This window comes from Bartonella melophagi K-2C, from assembly GCF_000278255.1.
Taxonomy (GTDB): Bacteria; Pseudomonadota; Alphaproteobacteria; order Rhizobiales; family Rhizobiaceae; genus Bartonella; species Bartonella melophagi.
Genome location: NZ_JH725088.1, coordinates 12,498 through 14,337 on the forward strand (window position 1 = coordinate 12,498; position 1,840 = coordinate 14,337).

Here is a 1,840-nt window from a genome sequence, read left to right on the forward strand (position 1 = left end):
TTAGCATCATGCTTAATATCAACAAGCATACTTTTAGCATCATGCTTAATATCATGCTTAATAATGCTAGATATATCATTAGCATCATGCTTAGCATCGTCACTAACATTTTCATCATCACTGATTGCTAATGAATTATCGGACTTTTTTTGTTTTTCCCATCTCGCCTGCGCTGCTTTGGAAGCTCTTTCCGAAAACTTAGTTAAGTTTTCTTTGCTATCATTTAATTCTTCTTCGACATCTAAATTCCATAAGCGACCATCTTCTAAACTGATAATTTTTTTCTTAAGTAATAAAAGATCTAATGCTTTCATAAATGTTTTTACTGGATAACCGACATAAAGAGACAAGGCCTTAAAGTCATTCAAAAGAGGTTCGCCAGTGTAAAGCATTTGAAATCGTAGCATCACATAAATACATTTTTCGGTTGGAGATAAACAAGAAACTTCATTCATCCATTCACCCGCATCAAGTCTCGTCCATGGTATTTTAGTTGACATAGCTTTCCCCCTCTCTTTTCTTATTCCATCTTGCCGTGGCTGCTTTGGAAGCTTTCTCTGAAGCTTTTCTACTCATATTGACATCAAATGCTGATGAGGTGTACCATAAGCTGTTATCTTCTAAATGAATAATGTGGCCATAGCTTATTAAAGCTTCTAATATCTTTTTAAATGTCTGTACTGAACAGCTGCACAAATTTGATAAATAAGAAGCATTGTTCAAAATAGGGGCGCCCTTATCAATCATGAACAAGACCAACGTTGTGTAAACAGCTGTTTCTGCTGGCTTCAACCCCATAAGCTCTTTTAAAAATTGACTAGGATAAAGTTTCACCCAGGGTGATTTCGTCAACATTACATGCCTCCTTCTTTCTTTAAGTATAAAATTGCTAAAGCATCTGCTTCATTATCATCTTCAGGCTCATGTCCTTTTGCACGTACAGCCTTAATCATTTCTGTTTTTGAGGCATTGCCTCTGCCTGTCATTGCTTTCTTAATCGTCGCAATAGGGATGCCGTCATAAGGAATCTGATAGCATTCACACCAAGTGGTTAAGGTCGCTAACAAGCCCCCATAAACATGAGCCGCATCTGTCCCAATGTGACAGCGCACTTCTTCAAAATACACGGCGTCAATGTGCCCTAGTATCGCCTTGGTTTGTGTAAGCCATTGCTTGAATCTCAAATATCTCATCCCACCGCCTTCAAATCGACGTGTGGGAAAATGCACTGTTCCACTGGCTATAACCTCATCTTCAGAAGAAATTGCCCAGCCTGTTTTCGTACCTAGATCAAGACAAAGAATGGTTTGTGAAACATTATTCACAATTGTTCTCCTTAAGTTTAGATAATATACGGCTATGCACGCTATGACAGAGCGTCTAGCGCGTAGCTCAATTGAAAAAATGTTAAAAAGTAGCCTTCTTAAGAACTCTGAATACTAAACAATAAGAGGGCTACGTTAACTGTCGTACAATGTTACGCTTGAAGAGGTTTGTTTGTCTGAAGATTTTCCTTTTGTTCAAAAGGAATGACTTTTTTGGGTGGTAAAATCTCTATCGGTTTAACTGGTTTTTTTGCGTTGATTTCAATATTACTTTGACTGAGAATATCAAGCCATTCCATTTGTAAATCCACGTTTTCTCTTTTCCGCTGCAATTGCTTACCTTCTTGCTGAATTGAAGTGGATAATTTTTTAAGTGTAGCTTGCTCTTGCTTAATCAACATGCATAATTCTGAAAGCGAACCTCCAAACCTCTCTATCCAATTATCAAATTTTAAATCATGCAATTCTTCTTTTAGTGAACGAGCTCTTTTTTGATTAGAATATTGTCTTGAAAG

General features: G+C 37.1%; 3 protein-coding genes and 1 pseudogene. All 4 read right to left on the bottom strand.

The genetic code is table 11. The features are described 5' to 3' along the window. A pseudogene (locus ME3_RS06545) lies at positions 1–500 on the bottom strand (DUF1376 domain-containing protein); the annotation flags it as partial. Beyond that, entirely contained in the window at positions 490–855 is a 366-nt protein-coding gene (locus ME3_RS06550; RefSeq protein ID WP_007478124.1) for a DUF1376 domain-containing protein, read from the bottom strand. The gene ME3_RS06550 and the pseudogene ME3_RS06545, both read right to left, overlap by 11 nt. Beyond that, complete coding sequence (locus tag ME3_RS06555) at positions 855–1,325, bottom strand: crossover junction endodeoxyribonuclease RuvC (protein ID WP_007478125.1); 471 nt, start codon at positions 1,323–1,325, stop codon at positions 855–857. The genes ME3_RS06550 and ME3_RS06555 overlap by 1 nt, the downstream gene beginning before the upstream one ends. A gap of 152 nt (positions 1,326–1,477) precedes the next feature. After that, on the bottom strand, positions 1,478–1,840 hold a 363-nt coding region (locus ME3_RS06560), incomplete at its 5' end, for a hypothetical protein (protein WP_007478126.1).